Below are 26,666 nucleotides of genomic sequence, written 5' to 3'. Positions count from 1 at the left end.
GTGGCAGTACCCGTCCCCTGGTTGTGGCGCCCATGATGGCATTCGTCGGCAAGAGGACTGCGGCCCTGGCAGCCGCAGTTCTCTTGTCCTCCTTCGCCGTATTCCTGATCCCCTACGTGACCCCCGGCGACCCGGTGCGAAAGATCATTCGCTCGCGCGTCTCCGGGGAAATCATTGACGACTCCGCCGTCACTGCACTGGCTGCCGAACTCGGATTGAACGATCCGCTCTGGACCCAGTACCTGCGTTGGCTGGGACGCCTGCTTACCGGGGACATGGGGTTGTCCTATACCAGCCGGACACCGGTAGCGGATCAGGTGTTCCCGGCTTTCGGAATCACGCTCACGCTGGTCATCCTGGCCCTGGGAACGGCAGCAGTGCTTGCCCTGGTGCTTGGCGTCGTGTCTGCGATCCGACACGGACGGACCGCCGACCGGGTGATCACGGCCTTGACCCAGGCTTTCATCGCCATCCCCGAATACTGGCTGGCGCCGGTCCTTGTCCTGGTGTTCGCGCTGCAGCTCTCCTTGGTGCCGTCTGCAGGTTGGGCCGGCCCTGCCTCGGCGATCCTTCCAGTGGCAGTCCTTGCCCTGCGGCCCACCAGTTACTTCACCTCCGCCGTGCGGGAAGGAGTGTTGGAGGCCATGCAGGCCGAACACGTCGGCGCGGCACGCAGCCGCGGGGTAACCGCGGCCCAAACCATGTGGCGGCACGTGATTCCCAACAGCCTGCTGCCGCTGACCACGTTGGTTGCCGTGTGGTTCGCCGGCTTGCTGGGTGGCTCCGTGATCGTGGAGGTCATGTTCGCGATACCCGGCATGGGAAGGCTGCTGTTCGACGCAGTGGTCAACAGCGATATCCCCGTGGCCCAGGGTGCCGTGGTCCTGATCGTGGCCCTGGCCGTCACCCTGACCACAGCGGCGGACCTCGTCCACACCATCCTCAATCCCCGAATGAGGCACTCCCTTGCCTAGACTCCCCAAAAGGTTGTGGATCGCCTCATCCCTGCCGGCTCTTGTTGTGCTGGCCGTCCTCCTCGCCCCGTGGATCATGCCCTACGCTCCCGAGGCCCAAAACCTTTCTGCCAGGCTGGCCCCGCCCAGTGCAATCCATTGGTTGGGCACGGACCACCTGGGGCGCGACGTCCTCAGCAGATTGCTGGACGGAGGACGGTTTTCCCTGACGCTCGCCGCTCTCGCCACCATAACGACGGCGGTGATCGGTACCGCCGTCGGCGTGCTCAGCGCCCGCAAGCGCGGATGGATCGATGAGTTCTTCACCCGAACCAACGACGTGCTGCTCGCCTTGCCCGAGATGGTCATTGCTTTATTCCTGGTGGCCGCCCTCGGCACCGGCTACCACTCACTGCTGCTGGCACTGACCTTGACCGGCTGGACCCCCTTCGCCCGGCTGGCCCGTGCACTCACCTTGGATGTTTCAGCGCGCGGCTTCATCGAGGCCGCCCAGGTGCTGCGCTGCTCCCCGGCGTTCATCGTCAGGCGCCACATCCTTCCGCACCTCGCCGGACCCTTGCTCGGCCAGGCTACCCTCCGCTTCGGGCAGTTCTTGATCAACGTGGGAGCCCTGTCCTACCTTGGGCTGGGAGTGCAGCCCCCGCAGTCTGACTGGGGGTCCATGCTGGCCGCCGCCCAACCGTACGCGCTGCGGGCACCCATGACCATCCTGGCACCTGGGCTTGTCATTTTTGCCGTTGCCCTGTCCGTCACCCTCATCGGCCAACACGTGCTCAGGTCCTCCACGCGCCCCACCTCCGCCCTGCCTGCGGCACCGGAACAGGAGCCAACGCATGCCTGAACCACTCGTCGTCGAGAATCTCAGCGTGAGCCGCCACCGCCCAGGTGCGCGTGACGAAACTCCGGACCCGATCCTCCGCTCGGTAGACCTGACCGTGGCACAGGGTGAATTCGTCGCGATCGTCGGCGCGTCAGGGAGCGGGAAGACAATGACCGCCCGGGCGGTGATGGGCCTGCTCCCCCACCAGGTCCGCGTTGACAGTGGAGCCATCACGCTGGGCGGCACGGACCTGGTGAACGCCAATGAAACCGAACTCAACAAGGTTCGTGGTGGTCGTATCGGGATGCTCCACCAACAGCCCAAGCGGATGTTCAACCCCCGCATGCGGATCGGCCGCCATGTGGCTGAGCCGCTGAAGCTCCATCGCGGCCTCCGCCGCGGCGAGGCCAAGGACACCATCCTTGAACTGCTGGCCGAAGTGGGGTTCGACGATCCGGCCACCATCGCCGCAGCCTTCCCGCACGAGCTCTCCGGAGGCATGGCCCAACGTGCCATGATGGCGGTTGCGTTGGCGGGCCAGCCCGGCCTGCTGCTCGCCGACGAACCGACCTCTGCCCTGGACAAAGTCCTGGAACGGCAGATCCTGCAACTCATCGACCGCCAGCGCCACAACCGTGGCCTCGGCATCCTGTACATCACCCACGATCTCTCCACCGCTGCTGCCTTCGCGGATCGGCTGATCGTCATGGACCGTGGCAGGATCGTGGAAACCGGGACCGCCAAGCAAGTCCTCAACACACCCCGGACCGACACCAGCAGGGCCTTGGTGGCCGCCTCTGCCCTCGTGCGCGCGGACGGCGCCGCAACCGCCGTCGAGCATCGCGTGGTCCTTGACCTTCAAAGCGTCACCAAACGCTTCCACCGTAAGGCCTCCCCGGCACTGGACGATGTGTCCCTGCAACTGCGTCAAGGCGAAATTCTCGGCGTGCTTGGCCAGTCCGGGTCCGGGAAGAGCACCATGGCCCGCCTCCTCGTCCAGCTCGGCGCACCGGATGCCGGAACCATCAAGGACACCACCGACGGCGGCATCCAGCTGGTCTTCCAGGAACCCCACGACGTCTTCGACCCAAGGTTGAATCTTCGCCGAAGCCTTGAAGCGCCGCTGCTGAACCGCCGGGGACTCCCCGGCAGTGGTTGCAGTGCAGAGGTGGAGCAGGCAGTCAGGGACGTGGAGCTCCAGCCGGAGATCCTGGACAGGTACCCCGGTCAATGCTCGGGCGGCCAGCTGCAACGGCTCACCATCGCCCGCGCCCTCCTGACGAAGCCCAGTGTGCTGATCTGCGACGAAGCTACATCCGCGCTGGACACCGTCACCCAGAAGAAAATCCTGGACTTGCTGATCCGGCTCCACCGGGACAAGGACATGACCCTGATGGTGATTTCCCACGACCTGAACGTGATCCGCTACATGAGCCACCGGGTGGCCATCCTCCACCAAGGCCGGCTCGTAGAGGTTTCCTCCACCACGGACTTCTTCGCCAGGCCCCAACACGAACACAGCAAGCAACTGCTCGCAGCGACCTCGTCTCGCCCCGGACCCACGCCGCAAAACGCTCCATCTGCTGGCGCATGAGTACCCTGCCCCGCGCCAAGGACACCCGGACGTTATTGGCCGCCCAGTTGGTGTTCAACATCGGTTTCTACGCTGTGGTGCCATTCCTCGCCGTGGCCATGCGCGACGACTTTGGGATGCAGGCGGCCGCTATCGGGCTTGTCCTCGGAGCGAGGACTTTCAGCCAGCAAGGCATGTTCCTGGTGGGCGGACTCCTGGCCGACCGGTGGGGTACCAAACGCGCCATGCTCCTGGGGTGCCTGGTCCGCATCAGCGGATACGCCACGCTGGCAGCAGCCACTGATTTTCCCTTGTTCCTGCTGGGCGCGATCCTCACCGGCGCCGGCGGCGCAATGTTTTCCCCGGCCCTGGAATCACATCTCTCCCGGGCCGATCTGGTGGTCGACGGGAACCTGGCCCCGGGGCAAAGCCGGCCACGTTCTGTTTTCGTGTGGCTGGCCATCACCGGAGAAATCGGCGCGGTCCTGGGACCGCTGCTCGGTGCCGCACTGATGGGCTGGGGCTTCGGCGCCTCGCTCGGACTCGGCATCGCCGTGTTTGCCGTGTTCACCGTGGTCCTCTGGATCCGCTTGCCGTCCCTTCCACCCAACGCAGCCCGCACGCCCGAAGCCGCTGCGAACAGCCACAGCCGGAACCACCCCCTCCGCTGCCTGCGCAACCGCCGATTCGTCGCGTTCTGTGCACTGGCCAGCGTCAACATGCTCGCCTACAACCAGCTGTACTTCCTCATACCGTTGGAACTGGACCGCCAAGGACTGGACAGTTCGTGGCTCGCCGTCCTCTTCCTCATTGCGTCTGCGCTCACGATCGTCTTGCAACTGCCCGTTTCCGCCGCCGTGCGCCGCATCGGTGAGTCACGGGCCATGCCGGCGGGCTTCCTGCTGCTGGCCGCTGCCTTTACCGCCGCGTGCTACGGGCAGGTAGCCGGGTCTTCGGCTGTTCCCCTCGTAGCCGTGGTGGTCCTCCTGATTCTTGGCCACATGACCCTCAGGCCAACCATCTTGGCGGCCATTCCCGGATTCCTGGCACTTGGGGACACAGCGGGGCGGGGCGCGTACTACGGGCTCGCCGCCAGCTGCGGCGGCATCGCTGTGCTGCTGGGCAACGCTGCCATCGGCCAACTCCGGCATTGGGCGGAGAACGGCGGGTGGGCAGGAGCGCCCTGGATACTCCTCATCGGCGCTGCGGTGCTTCCGGCGGTCCTCCTGCCCATGGTGCTTCCAGTGCGGGGTCAGTCCGTGGCTATGCCGGCGGGTGACAGGACCTCGTGAATGCAGCGGGGCGGCGGGGTTGGCTGTCCTGTTACAGAGCCGTGAGGGCCGACCGTCTTCCGGATATTGCGGAAGGTCCGATGACCAGCCGGTGTTTGCACAGCACAGAGCATCGAAGACGCGTCGTCGGCAAACCAGCAGCGCGAAGATCCCGCTCTCCAGATCTTGAAGGTACCTCGCGAGTATGAGTCAGGACACTATTAGGAACCCACCGGCGATTCGCGCGTGGGCGCGTTGGAGGTTGCTGGCAGGGTGCCGTGGACGAACGCCTGGATGGCTAGTACGGCCGCTCCGCGGCACCATTGCACGTTGTCCTTTGAGGCCAGGACGATAGGGGGCGTGGTGGCTCGTGGGTCACGGTCCAGTGTTATGCCAGCCTCCAGCGCAGGGCGGGCGACGGCGGCCAGTCGGACTCCTTCTCCGGCAATAATGATGCGCTGTGGCGTGGTCAGGTTGCAGATGGCTGCGATGAGTCTTCCAAGGCCTCGTCCGGCGTCATCAATGACCCGCCTTGCAGCTGGGTCATTCTGGAGGGCAAGGTCGAGAGCTTGTTCGTAGCCGACCTCGTTTCCGAGCGCGTCTGATACGTGCCGGGCTATGGAATCTGAGTTCAAGATGCTTGTTGCGCAGCCCCGGTGACCTGCGAAACAAAGTGGCCCGGTAGGGTCTAGTGGCCAGTGTCCGACCAGGCCAATGCCGTAGTCATCCCCGGCGACGATGGCTCCGTTGGCGATGAGCCCGAATCCTGTTCCCACACCGAGGGTCACGACGGCGAACCGGTCATCTTCCCGCCCTTCACCAAACCAGTGCTCATATTCGGTGAAGGCGACAAGGTCATTATCGATCAGTGTTGGTATTCCGGTCGCTTTTGTTACTTTGCCTGCCAGGTCTAGATCCTTCCAACCAAGGAAGCGGGCATCGATGACGTGTGTGCGGTCTCGGACGAGCCCTCCGATGCCGATGCCGATGCCGCTGATGGCATGGTCCTGACTGAGTTCGCGGGTGAGCCGGGCAATCTGCATGATGACTTCCGCGGACTCCTGGTTCGCAATTTCCTCGCTCAGGTGAGTGCTGATTTCGCCACGAAGGTTCGTGCGGGCAGCTATGATCTCGTTTTCGCGGATCTTCATTCCGATGAAGTGCCTGGAGTCGGCGTCGACGTCCAGTAGCCGGGTGGGCCGGCCTACGCGGCCGTCGTTATGTTCCCCTACTTCCCTGAGCAGGCCTTCTTGTATCAGCGGGGTGCTCACCCGTGTCAGGGAGCCTGCAGAGAGTTGAAGTCGACGTGCTATGTCCGCCCGGGAGATGGGCCCTCTCCGCAAAACCTCGATAGCAACGGGAAGTGATGCGTCCGCGCGTTGGGCGGTCCAGGTTCTAAGAGCGTTCACACAACCATCTTGGCACGCCTATTTAGTTTTGTCATCAAACAAATCTGAGGCAGTCTGCATATTTTTGGGGAGCATTGACAGCCTATTTATTTTGTCACAAAATTATTTCCAGCCCGAAGACGGGTTTTCGCATCAACCCGACCAACGGAGGTCACCGATGATCAGCACCACGAGATTCTCGCGACGGGCATTCGCGGCCCTGGCCGGAACAGCCATTGCCGCTTTGGCCCTGTCCGGATGTTCCACCCCGGAGACCAGCTCCGGGCCGAAGACACTGAAGGTGTGGTGGTGGGAAAATGATGACAGCGCCCTTTCCGCCGGATGGAACCGCGCCGTGGAGCTTTTCAAGGAGAAGCACCCGGATGTCACCGTCGAATTCGAACTCAAGACATATGAGCAGATGCAGCAGTCCGGCCAGCTCCTGCTTGATTCCAACGACGCACCCGACGTTCTCGAGTATTTGAAGGGCAACGCAACAGCTGGTGTGGTTTCCCAGGCCGGGCTGCTCACTGACCTGACTGATGTCGCGAAAGACCGGAACTGGAAGCTCGAGGGCACGGCCCAGGATGTTGGTCTCTACGAGGACGGCATCATGGGTGCCGGGAAGCGGTACGGCGTTACCAACTACGGCGAATATGTCTCTGTCTGGTACAACAAGGATCTCTTCGCTAAGCAGAACATTAAGGTCCCCACGTCCCTTCAGGAGCTGGAGAAGGCCATGGAGACGTTCTCCGGTGCCGGCGTCACACCACTGGCGCTCGGCTCCCAGGACTACCCGGGAACCCACCTGCTGTACGAACTGGCACTGGCCAACATGGATAAGAAGGCCTGGTCGGCCTACCAGCAGTTTGAGGGCGAGGTTGACTGGAGCGCCTGGGAGAAGGCAGCCCGCACGGTGCAGGACTGGACCAAGCGCGGCTACATCAGCAAGGACTCCACAGGGGTCAGCGCACAGGACGCCGGCAATGCCTTCGCCGCCGGTCAGTACCCGATGTTCGTCTCCGGCACCTGGTGGGCCGGCAGCTTCGCCGATGACATCAAATCCTTCGAATTCGACCAGTTCCTCTTCCCGGGCAATGACCAGCACCCCGGCTCGGGCGGCAACCTCTGGGTAGTGCCCGAGAAGGCCAAGAACAAGGAACTGGCCTACGACTTCATCGAAATCACCATGAGCCCGGAAATCCAGAACATGCTGGGCAACAAGGGCGCCGTGCCGGTCGCCGGCGATGAAAATGCCATCACCACCCCGATCGGGAAGCTCACCACGCCCCGATTCAACGAACTGCTCAACAGCAACGACGGCGGTTTGGGCTGGTACCCGGACTGGCCCGTGGCAGGCCTCAACGACGTACTGGTCGCCCAGACCAGCGACCTGGTCCAGGGCAACGTCACCCCTGAAAAGGCCGTCGAGGCCATCAAGACCGCCTACGAACAGGGCAAGCCCACCAAGTAGCGGGCACCAATCCAGGTGGCGGCACCGGTACACCTCAGTGCCGCCGCCTACCCAAAGGACACATCATGACCGCAGTCACCCCGGCCCCCACGGCCACCGCTTCCCCCACCCCCTCGCCGGGGAACAAGAAATCCTCCCGGCACACAGCACGGGAAAGTTCCCACGGCTACTGGATTTACCTCTTACCCGGCGCCATCGGGTTCCTCGCCATCGTCGCGATCCCGTTCGGAATGAACGTCTACTACAGCCTGACCAGCTGGCGGGGCGTCGGCACCCCGAAATTCGTCGGACTGGACAACTACGCGAGGCTCGTGGCCGATCCGGCATTCTGGGCATCCTTCCTGCACAGCATCGCCTTCATCCTGGGCATGGCGATCATCCCCACAGCCTTGGGCGTATTACTCGCCGCAGTTCTATTCGACTACATCGCACCCAAGTTCGGCTCCCGGGTCGCGAGCATTCTCCGCGCCACGTTCTACCTGCCACAGATCCTCCCCATCGTTGTCGCAGGTGTGCTGTGGAAATGGCTGTACCAACCGCAATACGGAATCATCAACACCACCCTGGATGACATCGGGCTGGGCTTCCTGCAGCAAAACTGGCTCGGCGATTCGGACACGGCCATGCTCGCAGTCATGAACGTCCTGATCTGGCTCCAGATCGGCTACACCGTGGTTGTGTTCATGGCGGGCCTGTCCCGAGTCGACCCGGCCCTCTACGAGGCCGCCGAAATCGACGGGGCCGGCTGGTTCCAACGGTTCTGGAGCATCACCATTCCCCAGCTCCGCCCCGAAATCGCCGTGGTCCTGATCACCACTTCCGTGGCGGCGCTCAAAGTATTCGCCCCGATCTACGTCCTCACCAAGGGAGGTCCAGGCACCAGCACCATCGTGCCCGCCTACTTCTCCTACTCAAACTTCTTCACCACCACCCAAGTGGGCTACGGCGCCGCCGTTGCCACACTACTGGCGCTGCTGGTCACCATCATCGCGATCGTGCTGCTGCGCTTCCAGACCCGTAACGCCGAGGGATTCGAAAAGTGACCGCCACAGCCCCCACCACGACACCCAAGCGCCGGCAACAACCAACGCAAACCAGCCGAAGCGCCAAAAACCGGCGCGGCGTCAGCGGATGGACCATCCTGATCCTGCTGGCCGGCTCAGCGCTGCTGATGGTCTTCCCGTTCTGGCTCGCACTGATCAACGCCTTCAAACCCTCGGCCGAGTACATCGCAGATGGGCCGATCGGCGTACCCACCGAACTCGATTTCACCGCCATCATCGACTTCTGGGTAGGGGTGAACTTCAACCAGAAACTGCTCAACAGCATTATCCTCTCCGGCAGTGTGGCCCTGATCGCCGCGGCACTAAGCCTGCTCAGCGCCTTCGCCATCGGCATCGGCCGCATCAAAGGCCGGGTCTGGATCCTGGCCGTGTTCATGCTCGCCTTCACCATCCCCCAAGAGGCACTGGTCTACCCACTGTTCGTGCTATCGCGGGAACTGAACCTCTACGACACCCTCACCGGGGTGACCATCATCCTCGCGGTCCTCCAAAGCGCGTTCGGCACCTACATGCTCGCCTCGGTCCTGGGCTCCTTCCCGACCGAAGTCCTCGAAGCAGCACGCCTCGACGGGGCAAGCCGGTTCCAGATCCTGCGGATGATCGTCTTCCCTCTCACCAGACCCACCCTGACCGTGCTGGTGACGTTCTTCTTCATCTGGACCTGGAACGACTTCTTCCTCCCGCTGGTGCTGCTGCCCTCAGCGGCGAACCAAACAGTCTCGGTGTCCCTGGGTGCCCTCAGCGGACAGTACACCAGCGACCCCACTGCCTTGGCGGCAGCTTCCATGGCAGGCATCCTGCCCGCCCTGATCTTCTTCCTTCTCTTCCAACGCACCCTTATGCGAGGGGTCAACATCGGAGCCATCAAGTGACCAGCACCCAACCCGCGCTACGCCACCCCAGCCTGAGCCCCACCGCCGAGTGGTGGAAAGCCGCCGTCGTCTACCAGGTCTACCCGCGCAGCTTCGCTGACTCCAACGGCGATGGCATCGGCGACATCCAAGGCATCATCGACCACCTCGACCACCTCGAAGACCTCGGCGTCGACGTCGTCTGGCTCTCCCCCGTCTACGCCTCACCACAGGACGACAACGGCTACGACATCAGCGACTACTACGCCGTCGACCCCACCTTCGGCACCCTGGAAGACCTCGACGAACTCATCGCCGCACTCCACGCCCGCGGCATGAAACTCGTCATGGACCTGGTAGTCAACCACACCTCCGACGAACACAAATGGTTCACCGAATCACGCTCCAGCCGCCAGAGCCCCAAACGCGACTGGTACATCTGGCGCGACCCCCGCGACGGAGCAGAACCGAACAACTGGGGCTCCTTCTTCTCCGGTTCCGCCTGGGAATTGGACGAGACCACCGGCCAATACTTCCTGCACCTGTTCTCCAAAAAGCAACCGGACCTGAACTGGGACAACCCCGAGGTGCGCGCCGCCGTCTACCAGATGATGAACTGGTGGCTTGACCGGGGCATCGACGGGTTCCGGATGGACGTCATCAGTTTCATCTCCAAACACCCCGAGCTGCCCGACGGCGCGATTACGGACGGCCAAAGCTGGGGCGAAGGCATCCAGTTCTACGGCTCCGGCCCCAAGGTGCACGAATACCTCCAGGAAATGCACCGGGAAGTGTTCTCCCACCGCGACGCCGACCTGATCACCGTCGGGGAAATGGTCGACGCCACACCCGAACTGGCACGCCTCTACACCGACCAAGACCGGCGTGAGCTGGACATGGTCTTCCACTTCGAGCACGTGGGCCTGGACCACGGCCCCGGCGGGAAATTCACCCGCAAACCGGTGGACCTCGTTGCCATCAAGCACTCCTTCGCCCGGTGGCAGAATGCCCTCGCCGATGTCGGATGGAACAGCCTCTACTGGAACAACCATGACCAACCACGCGTCGTGTCCCGCTTCGGCAACGACACCACCTACTGGCACGAATCAGCAACAGCACTGGCCACCGTGCTGCACCTGATGCGGGGAACGCCCTACATCTATCAAGGCGAAGAACTCGGCATGACCAACATGTCCTTCCAAAGCATCGAAGACTTCCGCGACCTGGAAAGCCTGAACTACTACAACGAAGCCAACCAGGAAGGCGACAGCAGCCGCGCAGCCGATCTCCTGGCCGGGATAGCTGTTGGAGGGCGTGACAACGCCCGCACACCAGTCCAGTGGGACGGGACACCGAACGCCGGATTCACCACAGGGACCCCGTGGATCCCGGTCAACCCAAACCATGAATGGCTCAACGCCGCCGCCCAGCGCACGGACCCCGGCTCCATTTTCGCCTGGTACCGCACCCTGGTCCGGCTCCGTCACGAGGAACCGGTCATCGTTGACGGCCGCTTCGAGCTCCTCCACGCCAAAGACCCGCAGATTTTCGCCTACACGCGCACCAATGACACGACAGCCCTGCTCGTTGTGGCGAACTGCTCTTCGGAACCGTTCACCTTTTCTTCCAGCATCGGCACCAAATGGGCCGACGCGGAGGTACTGCTGAGAAACCAGCCGGACGGTTCCCTGGCTCAGGAACTGCGGCCCTGGGAGGTGGTCGTTCTCAAAAAACGCCTCGCCTAAAGGCAAGCCAACCTGCCGCGTGACCATCAGCACCCACACAACGGAGTGTGCCGCACCCCCCAATAGTGCGGTCTCCACGGGCAGCCCGCCCGACCAACGAGAGGAAACCATCATGCCCACAACAGGGCTGAGGCTACTAACCAAAACCATCACCATCGCCGCCACCACCATGCTCCTTGGCGGCGCCGTCTCTCTGCCCGCACACGCAACAGAGAACAACAAACCCAACAAACCCCCAGCAGCAACCAAAATCAAGACCGCCGACACCGACAACCTGCACACCTGGTGGCACACCAACGGCACCTTCAACACCACCAGCCCAACGGCCAACGACCAGGTCCGCCAGTCAGCGGTCTACGACGTCAAAGTCTCCGAAGCCAAGAAACCCGACAAAAGCTACGACTCCTTCGCCTACATGAGCATCCCCCGCAGCGGGAAAGGAAAAATCGGCTACACCAAAGAAGACGGAGCAGAGTTTTCCTCCCAGGCCGGGCTCTCGATGAGTTGGTCCAGTTTCGAGTACGCCAAGGACGTCTGGGTTGACGTCAGCCTGCGCACCGGGGAGAAAGTCACGTCTGCGAACCAGGTACAAATCAAGCCCAGCAGCTACAACTTCGACAAGCAGCTCGTGGATGCGGACACCGTCAGAATCAAGGTCCCCTACAGTGACACCGGGTACCGGTTCTCGGTCGAATTCGAACCGCAACTGTACACAGCCTTCAACGATATGTCCGGAAACAGCGGAAAGTTGACCACCGTAGCCGAAGGCAACAGGGCGATCCACACCGAACCCCGCAACTCGATGATGATCTTCGCCGAACCGAAACTTCAAAAGAAGGCCAAGGATCGCCTCATCCCCAAGCGGTCTGACGGAAGCATCTACTATCCCAAAGAGGGCGCCGTCCGGAACCTCAACACCGTCACCGACGAAATCATCTACTTCAAGCCCGGCACCTACTACATGGGATCGGACTACCACGCGGTCCTGCCGCCGAACGTCAAGTGGGTCTACCTGGCACCCGGGGCATACGTAAAGGGCGCATTCAAGTTCCCCGAAGGCAACCAAACCCAATACAAAGTCACCGGATACGGGGTCCTCTCCGGCGAGCAATACGTCTACGAGCCGGACACCAGCAACGGATACAAGGCACTTAACGGCGCGTCCAACTGCCACGTCACCTGCGTGAAAATGCTCCAGTTCGAATCCTCCAACACCGGACAGAAACTCGACCTTCAAGGCGTCACGATCAACGAACCGCCCTACCACTCCTTCGTCGTCTACGCCCATGAGGGCGAAACCGAAATCGGGGTCGAGCGCTTCAACATGAACGTGGAGAACTACAAGCAGGTCGGCAGCTGGTACTGGCAGACCGACGGACTGGAACTCTACGACGGCAGCACCATGAAGAACACCTTCTTCAACGCCAACGACGATGTCCTGAAGATGTACCACAGCGACGTCACCATCGATAACACCGTGATCTGGAAGAACGAAAACGGCCCCGTGGTCCAATGGGGCTGGACCCCCCGGAACATAGACAACGTTAAAGTCACCAACACAACCGTCATCCACAACCGGATGTACTGGAAAGACGTCAAATACAACACGTGCATCTTCAACTCCTCCTCGCACTGGGAGGACATGGGCTCCACAGCCAAAGCTGACCCCACCACCACCGTCAAGAACATGACGTTTGAGAACTTCACAGTCGAAGGCATGACCAACTGCGCCATCCGCGTCTACGCCCTCTCCAACACCGAGAACATCAACATCAAAAACCTCAACATCGACGCGTGGAACGGCCTCGACTGGACCTCACAGGTCAGCCACCTCAAGCGCTACACCAACGCCGCCGGCGAAAAAGTCACCATCGGCAACGAGGTCCCCGACGGCAACGGCCTGTCCCTGGAGAACTACACCGTCGGAGGTGAAGTGATCGAGAAAACAGCAAACAACTGGGCCGATTACCAGCCCGGACGACTCGGCTTCGACGGCGAGAACTGGGACAGCTGGAACGCCTACAAAACCACCCCCTGACACCAAAAGAACCAACCACCAACGCAGATCGCAATGAAGCGGGCGGCAGCCAAGCAGGCTGCCGCCCTCTTCTGCATCACAAGCCGAAGGAACACCATGGCCACGAACACCCCCACAAGCGCGCACTACATCGGCATTGACATTGGCGGCACAGGCATCAAGGGCGCCCTCGTCAACCTCGAGAAAGGCATTGTGCAAGGAAGCCTCACCCACCTCCCCACACCCCAACCGGCAACCCCGGCACAAGTAGCTGAAGTCGTTGCCCAAATCACCGCCGAGCTGACGGCAGGAACTGACTCAGTCGATGCACAGTCCCCAGTAGGGGTGACCTACCCCGGGATCGTCAGCCACGGGATATCGCGATCCGCCGCGAACATGGACAAAGCCTTCATCAACCTCGACATCAACAACCTCTTCACAGAGCGACTCCGCCGACCCGTCTCGGTCATCAACGACGCCGACGCCGCCGGCCTGGCAGAGGCCCGCTGCGGTGCAGGCAGAGGAACCAAAGGCACAGTCCTTGTCATCACCCTCGGCACCGGCATCGGCTCCGCCCTGATCTTCGACGGACAACTGGTTCCAAACACCGAACTCGGCCACCTCTCCATCGACGGATTCGACGCCGAAATCAGAGCATCCGCCGTAGCCCGCGAACGCGAAGGACTGACCTGGAAGGACTACAGCGTCCGGCTGCAACGCTACTTCTCCGAACTCGAGTTCATCTTCTCCCCCGAACTGATCATCATCGGCGGCGGCATCTCCCAACGAACGGACGAATACCTTCCCTACCTCAAGCTGCGAACCCCTGTGGTTCCCGCTACTCTGAGGAACGAAGCCGGAATCTACGGAGCAGCCAGGCATGCGGCGACTGCCCGCACCCTCCTCGCCGTGGCCTGAGCGACAGGTGCGTGTCCCAAAGCGAGGGTGTGCTCCAGTGGTTTTAATTGGTTGACGGCCCTTTCGAAACTTTCCAAAGCACCCGAAGCGCACTCACCCTCGCACCACCCCCGCCTCCACCTGGCCAGCCACATTGAACGCCCGGTTCCGCCCCGCGGCTTTGGCCTGGTAAAGGGCCTCGTCCGCCGTCTGGATCAGTTCCTCCAGCGACGGCCCGGAACAGGGGGTGGACGCGATCCCGTAGCTGACCGTAGGAAAACTGAGCCCGTCCGGCGCCGGAGCAGCGGCCAGGCGGCGGCTGATTTCCGCCGTGATGGCTCCGGCCGCAACCTCGTCGGCACCCGGCAGCAGGATGACGAATTCTTCGCCGCCGTATCTGCCCACCAGATCCGTCCGGCGCAGTGACCCTTCGCAGGCTGCGGCAAAGGCCCGGATTGCGGCGTCGCCGGCGGTGTGGCCGTGCGTGTCATTGATGGTCTTGAAGTGGTCCAGGTCGGCAAGTACGACGGCGGCAACCGCACCTGTCCGCTGCACGGCAGCCAGCTCGCGTCCTGCCAACTCCATGAACGCCTCACGGTTCAGGAGCCCGGTCATACCGTCCCGGGTGGCGCGTTCGTTGAGTGCGGTGATGAGTTGGTCGTTGCTGAGCACGGTCATGCTGAAGGAGACCAACACCAGCAACATGAGCAGCAGCATGCACGTGATGGCGGGACTGAAGAACGAGTTGAGTATTTCGCTGGTGGGCCCATCCAGGACATACACCGCGGCCCGGCAACCGAAATAGGCCACCAGGATCGCTGCGACAACCAGCAACGGCCGGTGCGCCTGGGACGCCGGCGACTTCAGCATGGCCAGTTCCCGGACGGCCAGCGCCATCCCCACTGCCATCGAAACGAAGTAGACCAGGCCGCCGGGCCAGACTCCGTCAGTGCTTGTTTCCAGGAACGAGGCACAGGCCGTGGCCCCGGGAGCCACAAGGAAAGGCCACAACGGAGCCCGCAACCCCCTAAGGGACCGGAACCCTGCCCACACTCCGAAAGCGCCCGCTACCAGCAGCGCATTTCCGAACGGGTTCGCTGCCCACGTCCAGCCGGTGCCTTTCAGCCAGTAGGCAGCATTGCCCACCAGCCAACAGCCCAGCGCAACGCACCAGCAGGCGCTGTACAGGGACCGGGTCCGCCGATAGGACCCCAAAAACAGCACGCACAACGTCAACGTCACGATTGCCAACGCCAACTTCAAACTCACCAGATCCAGCATCCACGCCCCCATCCAACGGACCAGCTTAAAGCCTTCCCTTGGATGGGCCGAACATGACGCGGCGGGCTGCGTGCAGGAGGCCTCAGCTGGCGCCCGCGGCCACCTTTTCAACCACGTTTTCAGTCGCCGCCCAAGACGCGAGAAGCTTCAGGGCTTCCTCACTGGAACTTCCGGGAACGGCTGGGTACACGGTGACGTGCAGGCCTGTGTCTTCATCTAGCTCCAGCTGTTGGTAGGTGAGCTCCAAAGCCCCCACTACCGAGTGATGGAAATTCTTCATGCCTGAACGGTGGCGCCGCACATTGTGAGCGGCCCACGGTGTCCGGAACTCCTCGCTCCGCATGGACAGCTCACCCACCAGTTCGGCAATGCCTTTGTCGTGCGGGAAACGTCCGGCCTGGCGGCGCAGGATCTCCACGTTGGTGTTCTTGGCCCGTTCCCAGTCGGGGTAGAAGTCCTGTCCACGCGGATCCAGGAAGATGAACCGGGAGTGGTTCGCCGGCCCGGCCGTGCTGCGGAAAAGGTCGTAATACATGGCGTAGCCCAGGGCGTTCGCCGCCACCACGTCCATGCGGTTGTTCGCGATGAGGGCCGGAGCACCGGTGATGGCGTCCAGGAAGTACTGCAAAGCGGGGTCGAGGGTGGGGCCGGCCTTCTTGGCCTTGGCCCGGTTGCCGCGGTTTGCCGTGCGGGCAAGATCATAAAGGTGGTCCTGTTCGGCACGGTCCAGCTGCAACGCCCCGGCGATTGCGTCCAGCACACTGTCCGATACTCCGGACAGGTTTCCCCGCTCCAAGCGCGTGTAGTAGTCCACGCTCACTCCGGCCACGCGTGCCACCTCGTCACGGCGCAGGCCGGAAACACGGCGACGGGCACCGAACGATTCGATGCCTGCCTGCTCAGGGGTGATTCGTGCGCGGCGGGACATCAGGAACTCCCGCACCTCCGATCGATTGTCCATGGTCAACACGTTACGACCCCACGCGTTCGTTGTGAGAGGTTCTGCTGGAACCCGTATAACCCGGGCCTCCCACCTGTTGAACGGACCGTGGTCCGATAGGTCTCAGTTGCTTTACCGGAGAGGCCCAGCCATGTCACCAGATACTTCCACTGCCACCCAACCCCAAGCCCATGCTGACACGCATTCCGTGAGTCATTGGGCCGGGGTCTTCGCCCTGTCCTTCGGAGCCTTCGCCCTGGTGGCTTCCGAGTTCATGCCGGTCAGCCTGCTCACCCCCATGGCCCAGGACCTTCAAGTCTCCGAGGGCCTGGTGGGGCAGGGCATCGCGATTTCGGGACTGTTCGCAGTCCTGACCAGCCTGCTTATCTCCACGGTGGCCGGCAGGCTGAACCGGAGGACGTTGCTGATTGGCCTGGCGGTGCTGATGGGCGCCTCAGGTGCCCTGATCGCCCTCGCACCGGGATACCTGCCGTTCATGGTGGGTCGCGCCTTCATCGGCGTCGTGATCGGCGGCTTTTGGTCCATGTCCGCAGCCACCGCCATTCGCCTGGTTCCCGCACCCCGCGTTCCCCGCGCCCTGGCCATCGTCAACGGCGGCAACGCCCTGGCCACCGTGCTGGCGGCACCGCTGGGCAGTTACCTTGGCTCACTCATCGGTTGGCGCGGCGCCTTTTTCTGCCTGGTTCCGGTGTCCGTCATTTGCGTGGTGTGGCTCTGGTTCTCGCTGCCGTCCTTGGCGGCACCGTCGGCGACCAGCCCGACGGCGGCAACAGGCCCGACGTCGGACGCTGGGTTTTCGTCGCCGGCACCAAAGGTGCGCAGCATCTTCGCCATCTTCACCGCTTTCCGCCAGCCCGCCGTCGCCTGGGGAATGGCCGCCTGCGGCGCCTTTTTCATGGGGCAGTTCATCCTTTTCACCTACGTCCGGCCTTTCCTTGAAACGGTGACCGGGGCGGATGTGACATCCGTATCGCTGGTCCTGCTGGTCCTTGGGGTGTCCGGCTTCGCGGGTACCGCGCTCATTGGCCGCTTTCTGGGCGCGGGGCTGTACCGGACCCTTATGGTGATTCCGGCCGTCATGGCACTCATTGCGGCGGCCCTCATCCCGTTCGGTGCGGTCTTCGCCGCCGTCGTGGTTCTTCTCGGTCTCTGGGGGCTGCTCGGAACGTCGGCGCCCGTGGGTTGGTGGAGTTGGGTGGCACAAGCCATGCCGCACAATGCCGAACAGGGCGGCGGACTCATGGTGGCCGTGGTGCAGACCTGCATCGCGCTCGGGTCTACGCTGGGCGGCGTTTTGTTCGACTCGCTCGGTTTTGAAAGCACGTTCCTGGCCAGCGCGGTCGTGCTGCTGCTGGCCGCGTTCCTTGCCTGGCAAACCAAGCGCGTCACGGCACAGCGCGTCACGGAGCGAAGCACCACCTTGCATTAGGCGGTGGGCATATGCCTAGGTTGTGCTTGGAATGTGCAAGCCCACTCCCACAAACGGATGACGGAGAAACCATGAGCGAATCAAACACCACCGCACTCGCGCAACAGCTGAAGGCCCTGCACGAGGCACCCGAAATCCTGAGTGTCGTCAATGTGTGGGATGCGGTCAGCGCAACTACGATCGCAGCCCTGCCCGAAACCAAGGCCATCGCTACAGCGGGCCACTCCATCGCAGCGGCCTACGGCTACGCCGACGGAACCATGCCCCTGGACGTGGCGCTCAGCGGCGTGGAGCGGATCGTCAAGGCAGTGGACCTGCCGGTCACCGCAGACCTCGACGACGGCTACGAGGACCCTGCCGAAACCATCCGCCGGGCGATCGGCATCGGAGTTGTGGGCGCCAACGTGGAGGACCGCTTGCGGCCTTTCGACGAGGCAGTAGCCCGTGTGCAGGCCATCATCAAGGCCGCCGACGATGAAGGCATCGCCTTCCAGCTGAATGCCCGCACTGACGCCATCGCCAAGGGTGGCGACCGGCCGATCCAGGAGAGCATCGAGGACGCCATTGCGCGTGGCCGTGCCTTCCTCGACGCCGGTGCTGCGCTGGTTTTCGTGCCTGGCGCGCTCACCCGTGAGGTCATCGAGCCTTTGGTGGCTGGCCTCGGACACGGCAAGCTCTCGGTCATCGGCGCCCCCGGCGCCCTGCCCGCAGCCGAGCTGCAGGAACTCGGCGTGGCCCGGGTTTCCTACGGTCCGTTCACGCAGCGGGTTGCCCTCAGTGCCCTGCAGGACCTGGCCTCCGACCTCTACGGCTCCGGCGTCATCCCCAAGGACACTCCTGCGCTGAACTAACTGTCAGGCATGATGTGGTCCCGTCGCTATCGCAGCGGCGGGGCCATTTTCATGAGCCGGACCGCTTTCATGAGCCGGCCGCTTTTATGAACCGGACCGCGTATCGAATGCGGCCGCCGATTCCCTGAGGAGCCGCGCGACAGTATCCACGGGCAGGCTCGTTGGCCTCCGCCGCTCAAAACGCCGCAAGGCGATGTGCCTGGTTCCCAGGCCGGGAACATCCAGGACATCCACCTGGTCCTGGATCACACCCGTCAGGGCCAACGTCGGCACAATCGCCACACCCTCGCCGGCCGCCACCAACGCGAGCGCCGTCAAAGTATCTGCGTATTGGTGGACGGTCTCGATTCGTACACCTGTTGAATGACGCAGCCGGCCGAGCACCGCGATGTTGGCCGCGGACGGCTCGACTCCCAACCAAGGCAACGGCAAGCGGCTAAGGTCAATGCTTTCCGTAGCCAGCAACGACCCCGCCGGAACCACCAGTTTCCAGGGTTCGTCCAGCAGGGGTTCCTCCACCATTCCCGATGCCAGCGGTTGCTGCTCTGCCGCCGTCGAATCCTTTTCCACCACCACGGCGTCGAGTTGGCGTTGCCGGAGCAGCCGCATCAGGGGCGGGAAGCTGTCCTCGACAATGTCGATCTTCAACTGCGGGTACATGCTGCGCCATTCGGGGAGGCGTGGAATCACCACCGTGCGCATGAAGCTGGTGAAGCCGCCCACCCGGACAACACCGGCCACCTTGGCCTCGCCCTCCATGCGGGTCCGGGCAACGCTGAGTGCCCTTTCAATCTCTTCACCGGCTTCGGCCATGGCCAGGCCGGCAGGCGTGAGCACCGATCCTTTGGGCGTCCGGACCAGGAGCGCTTGGCCCGCTTCGCTCTCGAGTTTGCTCAGCTGCTGGGACACAGCCGAGGGCGTAATCCGCAGTTCGTCGGCCGCCGCGAGGACCCCGCCCGTGCGGGCCACGGCGAGCAAAACGAGGAGTCGGCGCGGGTCCATTTCCATGTTAAGAGATCCTAAATACCGGCTTCAGATAAATGCAATTGAACTAAACAAATATCTCCAGCAAGATCTATCTCAGGGCCACTTCTTCCGGCCCCCATCTCACCAAAATCCGCTTGCCGCTCCGGCCGGCGCCAACTCGTGAAAGGACTGAAATGGAAATGCTGTGGGAAGTTGTTGGATGGACCGGTGCGGCGGCGATGCTTGGCGCTTTCATGTCAGTCTCCATGGGTTGGCTGAAGCCGGGCATCAGCTTCCAGGCCGTGAACCTGTTCGGAGCGTGCGCGTTCATCCTCAATGGCTTGCTTCATGGCGCGTGGCCCTCAGTTGTGACCAACATTGCGTGGTTCCTGATCTCCAGCATCGCGATTTTCCGCATGCGCGCCAAGCAGCGCGCGGCGGCGGAAACCGTCGCGCCCACCGCGGACGTCAGGGAATTTACGACGACGGACACCGGCACCCATGTGGTGGTCCCGGTGGCCAAGTGCGCGTAGGCGGCTCACCCGGCGGTTTCTTGTCTCGTGTGATTCAGGCACGGAAGTGCCCCCATCCTTTGGATGAGGGCACTTCGTATTGTGCTGGTGGTGGCGCTCGGCGCAGCCAGCGAATATAACGTGAAGCTATCCGCGCACAGTGACAGAGAACTTCCATACGACTTTCCCGGTGTCGGTCATGATGAAGCACTGACTCGCTCGGGTCCAGGAGGAGTTCATCGTCAGGCGCTTCGTGTTGCACGCGGACTGGGTGCTGAAGTCAGTCGGGTAAAGGTATGAGTAGCCCGCAGCCTGCGCTGGCGCCGCAACCGCGAGGCCTCCGACGGCAACTGCGATGGCTGCGGTAATACTGGCAATGGTGTTTCTACGCTTCATAGTCTCTCCCCAAATAGGCCTGAACGAATACGGCCAAAGCTACCAGCGAGGACTTGGCACCACGATGGGGAGGAGTGCCCACCACGAGGCACAAGTTGGTCGGCCAAAGGAAACGAATGCCCGACTGTCCCTCACCCCGTGACCCGCGCCCATGTCCCCTGTATCGGCCTGGCTTTGTGGAGCAGGACTTATGGTCGGCCTCATTTCAGTCATCCGAAGCCACAATGACGTGAAGTGTGCGAAGGATCCGATCAATGACGATGAACTCGTGGAAGCCTAGGTTTCCGGTGACGAAGCCGTAGTCATGCTCGGACTCCCGTGGGGGATTGCGTAGCTTCAGTACAGTGCCCGAGCCCATCAGGGTGTAGATGGTTTCCAGCCTTTGAATAACTTCGTGGGGCTGGGAGTATTCCGGGTCCGTCCATTCTTGGTCATTGGCCCAAATGGCGATCTCGGCCTTCGCCGCTTCGGCCGTCGATGGCTCGAACAGACCCGGTTGAATGGCATCAATCACCCACCGACCATGTATTCCCCATGCTCGGACTTCCGTGGCCGAGGGAAAGGGCGAGGCATAGTCGTGCTGGTACCCGGGGCTCTCGATCAGGCTTTCAAGAATAGATTGGTCGTCCTGATCCGGGTCGATGAGGAAACGCGTCAACTGGACCCACATAAACGTGCCGGAATCAAGATGAACAACTTCATCTCCGACGAGAGGCAATGTCATGGCTCAAATCTATTTAGGTCCGACCACTGGACTATGTCGGCGCGCACAAGCGGGCGTTGTCCTATTCAGCAGACGTGAGCACGTCACCACTCTTTTGCTGGGGAAGGCGGCGTGAGTACTCGGGGTTCCGCGTGTCTGCCCTCGCTGCTACTTTGTGACCATCTTGTCGCCAGAGAGGAACGGGTCATGAAGCTTACCGTCAGCCTGCAGGTCACCCTCGACGGTGTCGCCCAAGCCAACGGCGGCAACAATGAGGAAATGGATCCCGGATTCACTCGCGGCGGCTGGGCGATTCCGCTCAACGACGCTGAAGCCGTTCAGTACATCCTCGATACCTGGAGGCGCCCCGACGCATTCCTCCTCGGACGGAAGACCTACGGACTGTTCGAAACCTACTGGGGTGCGCGCAGCGACGACGGCGGCTTCGGCGAGGCAATCAGCTCAAAGCCCAAGTACGTCGTCTCGACCACCCTGGCTGCACCAGGTTGGGAACAGACAACTGTGATCCCAGACGACCTTCCCAGCCGGGTGACAGAACTCAAGGCTCGGCCCGGCGGCGAACTTCTCGTGGTTGGCAGCGTCTCGCTGGCACGATGGCTGCTCGAGAACGAACTGGTGGACGAACTTAATCTGGTCCAGTTTCCCGTTATCGTCGGCGAAGGCGAACGCGTATTTCCGCACCACGGGCTCGACTTCAAACTACAACTGACTGACTCTCGCATCTTTGCGAGCGGAATCGTGGGGCTCACCTACCGAGTGGGCGGCCGCCCCGAGTATGCATGAGACGGGCACACGGTCACTGGCAGCGAAACAGCGGCGGCTCATCACAAAAGGTAACCTCCCGCCGTCGTGATCTCAGCGGGCGCCTATTCTGGGCAGTAGCCGCCGCCCCACCGTGAAGGAACCCGCATGCCCAACCCCGACCGCCCGCTCCGCAAGCTTGGCTTCCTCACCATCGGCCTGTTCGATCCCGCGGATCCGGCGGCGGGGCACCGGTCCACGCTGGAGATCATCGAACTCGGCGAGAAACTCGGCTTCGACAGTGCCTGGCTCAGGCACCGTCACCTGCAATTCGGGATTTCGTCCCCGATCGCCGTGATGGCCGCCGTAAGCCAGCGTACGTCGAGGATCGAGCTCGGGACGGCTGTCACCCCGCTCGGCTGGGAGAACCCGCTGCGTCTGGCCGAGGATCTTGCCACAGTGGATGTGCTCTCCGGTGGACGGATCAACCCGGGACTGAGCGTCGGTGAACCCATGAATTACGACACCGTGAAGCACGAGCTGTACCCGGATTCTGCCGACGCTGAGGACTTCAGCTACGCCCGCGTGGAACGCCTCGCCCGGCTGGTGGCGGGCGAAAAGGTGCGCGAGTTCTCCGGCAAGCAGGGTGTGGTGGAGGAGTTCTCCAACCGCGTGGAACCACACTCCCCCGGTCTGCGGGATCGACTTTGGTATGGCGCCGCCAGCCTCAAGTCGGCCGTCTGGGCGGGGAAGAACGGCTTCAACCTGCTCTCCAGCAGTGTCATTTTTCCGGAGGAAGGCCAGGACCCGGACTTCGCCCAGATCCAGCAAAGCCAGATCAGGGCCTTCCGCGAGGCGGCACCGGCCGGACAGACGGCGAGGGTTTCGCAGGGCCTGGTGGTGATCCCCACCGATTCCGCGTCAAGCGCCCAGAGGGAAAAGTACCAGCGCTACGTCGACGAACGCACACCCCGAACCAAGGCTCCCCAAGGCCCCAAGCGGGTGATGTTCGCGCAGGACCTCATCGGCACCAGCGACCAGATCGCCGAGCAACTGTACGCGAACAAGGGGTTCCAGGAAGTGGACGAGGTGGCGTTCGCGCTTCCGTTCAGCTTCGAGCACGGGGACTACGTGCAGATCCTCACAGATATCGCTGAGAAGCTGGGCCCGGCCTTGGGTTGGTCAGCGCACAGGGATTAGTCAGTCCACGAACTCCGACTGCGTCTCGATGAAGTCCCAGTCCGCCTCCGTAAGCCCACCGCTGAGGTCGTCCTGATGCGGTCCGCCGGCCTCGGCAATGTGCTGCAGGACCTGGAGAGGGAGCTCCTCGGAGCGCAGGTTTTCGCGCAGCCATTCCTTGCTGTCCAGATGAAGATCGAGCCACCACATGAAGATTTCCATCGCACGCCGCCTTCCTTCGGATGAGAGGCCCGGAGGCCACGGATTAACCGTAGGCCGAGGCAGATTCCCCTTCAAGAGCAGAGAACAACCCCTTGTAAGGGACACGGAACAAGGGCCAATCTGTACGTAAGAACCACAGAGGGATCCCGCGATGGACTGTGACATCGAGCTGGAGATCGTTACCGGCTCTGCACGCGGAGAATATACGGTGCACGTGGTCCGTGCGCCGGCGGGAGGACACGCGTCCGGCACCTTCATCCTGGACGTGGATGGCATCCAGGACAGGCTCCCGCAGCTCGAAGCCACCGTCCTTGCCTCGGCCGTCGCGGCCAGGCGAACCCTCCCGGTCGCTGAGGTCGCCGTCCGCGAGGTGGGCCAGGAACTCTTCCAGGCACTCTTCACCCGCGAGGTTTACGGCACCTATCGGGCCAGCCTCGGTGCAGCACAGCACGCTGGCCAACAACTCCGCGTAGTGCTGAGGCTCTCCGCACCCGAGCTCGCGATGATGCCGTGGGAGACCCTGTTCGATCCCGAAACCGAGACCTACCTCTGCCAGACCGAGCCCCTCCTCCGGCATGTCCCCGCCCCCGACTACAACCTCAACCCCCTCGACGTCGCACCGCCGCTGCGGATCCTCGGCATAGTCGCCTCCCCTCGGGACCTTCCGGCCCTGGACATCCAAACCGAGAAGGACCACCTGAGCCGGGCACTGGCGGGACCCGTTGATGAAGGCCGCGTGGAGCTGGTCTGGTCGAAAACGGGCACGTGGGACGACGTCCAGTCGATGCTCCTCGCCGGTCCGTGGCACGTAGTCCACTTCGTGGGGCACGGCGACTACGACTCCCGCACCGACGAAGGCCGCATCGCCTTGGTAGGCCCCGACGGCCGGGCCGCCATGGTCCGCGCCGTCCGGCTCATGGCCCTCCTGAGCGTCGCCTCGCCCCGCCCACGGCTTGTGGTCCTCAACTCGTGCTCGTCCGGCGAAATGGGCCAAGCCGATCTCTTCTCCGGTACCGCATCGGCCCTGGTCAGGAGCGGGATCGGCGCGGTTGCCGCCATGCAGTTCGCCATCAGCGACGCCGCGGCCATCGCCTTCGCGCACGGCTTCTACGCAGCCATCGCCAACGGCCGCACAGTGGACGAGGCCGCGCGTGTCGGCCGCATCTCCGTCATGGCCAGCCCGGACGGCACCCTCGAATGGGTCACCCCCGCCCTCTACGTCCGGGGCGGGTCCACGCAACTGTTCACGCTGAAGGGCCCACCGCGCGCGGCGGTCAAGCAGGAGACCACGGCGCCGGGACGCACCTCGGGCGGCAACGTCCCGGCACTCGATCAAAGCACGACGGCGGTTGTCGCCCAGGGCGGGCAAGCCGCCTACGCCGTGGGGCCGGCCAGCGACACAGGCACCGCCCGCGCGGCGCAAGGCAACGCGGAACTGGCCATGAAGCGCGCGCAGCTCCGGGCCCTCTATGTCCAGGCATCGGCCGAGCTGCGGGCGCGGCGGTACGAGCAGGCCATTGAGCTGTTCACCGACCTCCTGACGCTGGAGCCTGGATACCGGGACGCACCCATGCTTCGGAGCGCGGCCCAGGAACGTTTGGAGATGTCCCGCGCCTACCGTGACGCCGTTGCGGCCGAGGAAGCCGGCGACTGGTTGGCCGCGGCGGACAGTTTTGCCCGCGTGCAGGACGATCCCGCCTACCCTGACGCCACCGCCCGGAAGAAGGATTGCGAGCGACGCCAACGCATCGCCGACCTGCAGGGTGAGCTCCGTTATCACTCGTCGTTGGGCTCGTGGGAAACAGTGCTGGACGTCTCACGGGAACTGGCCACCCTTGACCCGGACCAGGCGGACCCCGATGGCCTGGCCTCGGCTGCCAGGGAAGAGATCGAGAAGGCGAAACCACCCGAGCCCACACCGGTCGAGCCGGCGCAGCCCAACGAGCCCGAGGAACACCACGGGTCATACACGGCCTTCGACCCTCCGCCGGAACCCACCCGGCGGCCAGGCAGCGAACGACCAGCCGGAGAGCGCCGGGCCAGCGAAACAAGCACCCAGAACGCCCCGGCTTCAGGCACAGTCCCCGGCCCGGAACCCGTAAAGCCGCGCGTCACCAGCAGCCCCATCCCCCTCGTCGGCCAACGGACGCACCAAGCGGCCGAACAAACGCAGCCCCCAGCAGTCGAGCAGCCGCAGCGCCAACGCACCCAGCCCGGTCCAAACACGGCCCCAAGCAACCCGGCCACACCCGCAAGCCGCCGCGAGCAACCAAGCCAGGCACCGCCGTCGTACGCTGCACCCAACGCAAGCAAAGCGCAAACCCAAGCCACGGCAGGCAACGCCAAACCGCCCGACTGGATCCCGCTGGCCTGGGGCGCGGCGTCGCTGCTGGTGGCGGGCGTCGTGGGGGCGGGTTACGCCATCAACTTCATCTGGATCGACGAAACCTACTCGTACGAAGCCGGCGGCGAAGGTTTACTGCGGGTGGTGTACGGACTGATCGCGCCGTTTGGGTACCTGATGCTCGCGGTGGCAGGCTTGCCCGACCGCTCCGTCCTGGGCCGCACGGTCATGGCTTGCCTGGTGGCGGCGCACGGAGTCTTTGGCTTGTCCGGCCTGAACTACACCGTGGAAGCCACCACCATCATCGGAAGCCTCGCGGTGGCCGTGCTGGGACTCTGGGCGGGGGTCCTGGCGCTGCGTTCGCAACGGGATCGTGTTCTCGGCTGGCTGTTGCTGCTCGCTACTGTGTCCATTCCGCTCGTGTGGTTCCAGGACAAAGGGGTCTTCATGGAGGCGTGGTACCGGACGCACGCCTACTTTGTCCTCGTTCAACTGATCATTCTGGCAGCGGTGGGCATCGGATACCTGGTGACAGCACGCCGCCTGCGGGCAGCATCGTCGGAGAGGACGGCACCATGACGCGCTTGGTTGAGTTTGCAACGGACGACGGCGGCACCGTGGTTGTGGAGGTGGCGAGCTCTGCCGGGAGCCTGGTCACACGGGGTGGCGACCACTCCGCGGAGCATTCGGGGGTGTTCGCCAGGGCCCAACAGACGTTCCAACGCGCGCTGGAGCACGTCCGGCCGGCGGTGCAGGGCGTGATCGATGAGTTGCTGAGCCTGGAGAACCGGCCGGACGAACTCAGCGTGGAATTCGGGATCGACCTCCATGCGGAAGCGGGTGCATTCATTGCCGCCGCAAGCACCGGATCCAACTTCACGGTGCGCCTCACGTGGAACAAGCCGAGTCCCTCAACCAATCCCACCTCATCCGCCTAGCCCCACCCAAGTGAGTCGCAGTTCGGGTCGTTCCCAGCGCTGGGAACG

Annotated in this window: 24 protein-coding genes; 17 read left to right on the top strand and 7 right to left on the bottom strand. The window is 63.2% G+C overall.

The window, feature by feature from the left end; all coding sequences use genetic code 11:
• Positions 1 to 32: 32 nt before the first annotated feature.
• The 4 genes from ACH488_RS14280 to ACH488_RS14265 are packed head-to-tail and all read left to right on the top strand — an operon-like array spanning position 33 to position 4,659.
• On the top strand, positions 33 to 974 hold the full coding sequence (locus ACH488_RS14280; protein WP_397325158.1) for an ABC transporter permease: 942 nt from the start codon (positions 33 to 35) through the stop codon (positions 972 to 974).
• Entirely contained in the window at positions 967 to 1,815 is an 849-nt protein-coding gene (locus ACH488_RS14275) for an ABC transporter permease (protein ID WP_397325156.1), read from the top strand. Before ACH488_RS14280 ends, ACH488_RS14275 begins: the two co-directional genes overlap by 8 nt.
• A complete protein-coding gene (locus tag ACH488_RS14270) occupies positions 1,808 to 3,388 on the top strand; it encodes an ATP-binding cassette domain-containing protein (protein ID WP_397325155.1) in 1,581 nt (526 codons plus the stop codon). Before ACH488_RS14275 ends, ACH488_RS14270 begins: the two co-directional genes overlap by 8 nt.
• The gene (locus ACH488_RS14265; RefSeq protein WP_397325154.1) at positions 3,385 to 4,659 is read left to right on the top strand and encodes an MFS transporter; all 1,275 of its coding nucleotides are present in this window, start codon (positions 3,385 to 3,387) and stop codon (positions 4,657 to 4,659) included. Before ACH488_RS14270 ends, ACH488_RS14265 begins: the two co-directional genes overlap by 4 nt.
• Before the next feature lie 200 nt (positions 4,660 to 4,859).
• Here ACH488_RS14265 and ACH488_RS14260 read toward each other — a convergent pair whose 3' ends face one another.
• Positions 4,860 to 6,047, bottom strand: coding sequence for an ROK family protein (locus tag ACH488_RS14260; protein WP_397325153.1), 1,188 nt, complete (start codon positions 6,045 to 6,047; stop codon positions 4,860 to 4,862).
• Between the two features lie 157 nt (positions 6,048 to 6,204).
• On the opposite strand from ACH488_RS14260, the gene ACH488_RS14255 reads away from it, so the two are divergent.
• From ACH488_RS14255 to ppgK, 6 genes are all read left to right on the top strand, one after another.
• On the top strand, positions 6,205 to 7,500 hold the full coding sequence (locus ACH488_RS14255) for an ABC transporter substrate-binding protein (protein ID WP_397325151.1): 1,296 nt from the start codon (positions 6,205 to 6,207) through the stop codon (positions 7,498 to 7,500).
• A gap of 65 nt (positions 7,501 to 7,565) precedes the next feature.
• A complete protein-coding gene (locus ACH488_RS14250) occupies positions 7,566 to 8,543 on the top strand; it encodes a carbohydrate ABC transporter permease (protein ID WP_397325149.1) in 978 nt (325 codons plus the stop codon).
• Positions 8,540 to 9,436 (top strand): carbohydrate ABC transporter permease, encoded by an 897-nt coding sequence (locus tag ACH488_RS14245; RefSeq protein ID WP_397325148.1) that lies wholly within the window; start codon positions 8,540 to 8,542, stop codon positions 9,434 to 9,436. Before ACH488_RS14250 ends, ACH488_RS14245 begins: the two co-directional genes overlap by 4 nt.
• Positions 9,433 to 11,160, top strand: coding sequence for an alpha-glucosidase (locus ACH488_RS14240; RefSeq protein WP_397325147.1), 1,728 nt, complete (start codon positions 9,433 to 9,435; stop codon positions 11,158 to 11,160). The genes ACH488_RS14245 and ACH488_RS14240 overlap by 4 nt, the downstream gene beginning before the upstream one ends.
• A gap of 112 nt (positions 11,161 to 11,272) precedes the next feature.
• On the top strand, positions 11,273 to 13,198 hold the full coding sequence (locus tag ACH488_RS14235; protein ID WP_397325145.1) for a family 49 glycosyl hydrolase: 1,926 nt from the start codon (positions 11,273 to 11,275) through the stop codon (positions 13,196 to 13,198).
• Positions 13,199 to 13,294: 96 nt separating this feature from the next.
• Positions 13,295 to 14,095 carry a polyphosphate--glucose phosphotransferase gene (gene ppgK / locus ACH488_RS14230; RefSeq protein ID WP_397325144.1) on the top strand — a complete coding sequence of 267 codons (801 nt, stop codon included), beginning with the start codon at positions 13,295 to 13,297 and terminating at the stop codon, positions 14,093 to 14,095.
• A gap of 93 nt (positions 14,096 to 14,188) precedes the next feature.
• Here the strand turns inward: ppgK and ACH488_RS14225 are convergent, their stop codons facing one another.
• Positions 14,189 to 15,343 (bottom strand): GGDEF domain-containing protein, encoded by a 1,155-nt coding sequence (locus tag ACH488_RS14225; RefSeq protein WP_397325143.1) that lies wholly within the window; start codon positions 15,341 to 15,343, stop codon positions 14,189 to 14,191.
• 94 nt (positions 15,344 to 15,437) lie between these two features.
• Positions 15,438 to 16,316: a helix-turn-helix transcriptional regulator gene (locus tag ACH488_RS14220; protein ID WP_397325141.1), complete on the bottom strand. Its 879-nt coding sequence runs from the start codon at positions 16,314 to 16,316 to the stop codon at positions 15,438 to 15,440.
• Positions 16,317 to 16,446: 130 nt separating this feature from the next.
• Here ACH488_RS14220 and ACH488_RS14215 point away from each other — a divergent pair, with 130 nt between their 5' ends.
• On the top strand, positions 16,447 to 17,745 hold the full coding sequence (locus ACH488_RS14215) for an MFS transporter (protein WP_397325140.1): 1,299 nt from the start codon (positions 16,447 to 16,449) through the stop codon (positions 17,743 to 17,745).
• A 71-nt stretch (positions 17,746 to 17,816) separates the two neighbouring features.
• Complete coding sequence (locus ACH488_RS14210) at positions 17,817 to 18,596, top strand: isocitrate lyase/phosphoenolpyruvate mutase family protein (RefSeq protein ID WP_397325138.1); 780 nt, start codon at positions 17,817 to 17,819, stop codon at positions 18,594 to 18,596.
• An 84-nt stretch (positions 18,597 to 18,680) separates the two neighbouring features.
• Here the strand turns inward: ACH488_RS14210 and ACH488_RS14205 are convergent, their stop codons facing one another.
• Positions 18,681 to 19,604 (bottom strand): LysR family transcriptional regulator, encoded by a 924-nt coding sequence (locus ACH488_RS14205; protein ID WP_397325137.1) that lies wholly within the window; start codon positions 19,602 to 19,604, stop codon positions 18,681 to 18,683.
• 152 nt (positions 19,605 to 19,756) lie between these two features.
• On the opposite strand from ACH488_RS14205, the gene ACH488_RS14200 reads away from it, so the two are divergent.
• Positions 19,757 to 20,095 carry a hypothetical protein gene (locus ACH488_RS14200; RefSeq protein WP_397325135.1) on the top strand — a complete coding sequence of 113 codons (339 nt, stop codon included), beginning with the start codon at positions 19,757 to 19,759 and terminating at the stop codon, positions 20,093 to 20,095.
• A 126-nt stretch (positions 20,096 to 20,221) separates the two neighbouring features.
• On the opposite strand, the gene ACH488_RS14195 is transcribed toward ACH488_RS14200, so the two are convergent.
• A complete protein-coding gene (locus ACH488_RS14195) occupies positions 20,222 to 20,470 on the bottom strand; it encodes a hypothetical protein (protein ID WP_397325133.1) in 249 nt (82 codons plus the stop codon).
• Between the two features lie 205 nt (positions 20,471 to 20,675).
• Positions 20,676 to 21,194, bottom strand: a complete 519-nt coding sequence (locus ACH488_RS14190) for a hypothetical protein (RefSeq protein ID WP_397325131.1) — start codon at positions 21,192 to 21,194, stop codon at positions 20,676 to 20,678.
• A gap of 186 nt (positions 21,195 to 21,380) precedes the next feature.
• Between ACH488_RS14190 and ACH488_RS14185 the strand changes: the two genes are divergently transcribed.
• Positions 21,381 to 21,977 carry a dihydrofolate reductase family protein gene (locus ACH488_RS14185; protein ID WP_397325130.1) on the top strand — a complete coding sequence of 199 codons (597 nt, stop codon included), beginning with the start codon at positions 21,381 to 21,383 and terminating at the stop codon, positions 21,975 to 21,977.
• Between the two features lie 126 nt (positions 21,978 to 22,103).
• Positions 22,104 to 23,135 (top strand): LLM class flavin-dependent oxidoreductase, encoded by a 1,032-nt coding sequence (locus ACH488_RS14180; protein ID WP_397325129.1) that lies wholly within the window; start codon positions 22,104 to 22,106, stop codon positions 23,133 to 23,135.
• Here the strand turns inward: ACH488_RS14180 and ACH488_RS14175 are convergent, their stop codons facing one another.
• Positions 23,136 to 23,336 (bottom strand): hypothetical protein, encoded by a 201-nt coding sequence (locus ACH488_RS14175; protein ID WP_397325127.1) that lies wholly within the window; start codon positions 23,334 to 23,336, stop codon positions 23,136 to 23,138.
• A gap of 151 nt (positions 23,337 to 23,487) precedes the next feature.
• Here ACH488_RS14175 and ACH488_RS14170 point away from each other — a divergent pair, with 151 nt between their 5' ends.
• Complete coding sequence (locus ACH488_RS14170; protein ID WP_397325126.1) at positions 23,488 to 26,259, top strand: CHAT domain-containing protein; 2,772 nt, start codon at positions 23,488 to 23,490, stop codon at positions 26,257 to 26,259.
• Entirely contained in the window at positions 26,256 to 26,618 is a 363-nt protein-coding gene (locus ACH488_RS14165) for a CU044_2847 family protein (protein WP_397325125.1), read from the top strand. The genes ACH488_RS14170 and ACH488_RS14165 overlap by 4 nt, the downstream gene beginning before the upstream one ends.
• Positions 26,619 to 26,666: the final 48 nt, after the last annotated feature.

It is taken from the genome of Paenarthrobacter sp. NPDC018779 (assembly GCF_044391085.1).
In the GTDB taxonomy this organism is placed as follows: Bacteria; Actinomycetota; Actinomycetes; order Actinomycetales; family Micrococcaceae; genus Arthrobacter.
Note: the sequence above shows the minus strand (reverse complement) of the source record. Positions and strands in the feature narration are given on the sequence as shown.